Below are 207 nucleotides of genomic sequence, written 5' to 3' on the forward strand. Positions count from 1 at the left end.
CAGGTAGAGAATACCAAGGCGCTTGAGAGAACTTGGGTGAAGGAACTAGGCAAAATGGCACCGTAACTTCGGGAGAAGGTGCGCCGCTGATGGTGATGAGACTTGCTCTCTAAGCTATCGGCGGTCGAAGATACCAGGTGGCTGCGACTGTTTATTAAAAACACAGCACTGTGCTAACACGTAAGTGGACGTATACGGTGTGACGCC

Annotated in this window: 1 rRNA gene; it reads left to right on the plus strand. The window is 51.2% G+C overall.

What is annotated here, in order from left to right:
* A 23S ribosomal RNA gene (locus EOPP23_RS21300) occupies window positions 1–207 on the plus strand; the annotation flags it as partial.

The sequence above is a fragment of the Endozoicomonas sp. OPT23 genome (genome assembly GCF_009653635.1).
In the GTDB taxonomy this organism is placed as follows: domain Bacteria; phylum Pseudomonadota; class Gammaproteobacteria; order Pseudomonadales; family Endozoicomonadaceae; genus Endozoicomonas_A.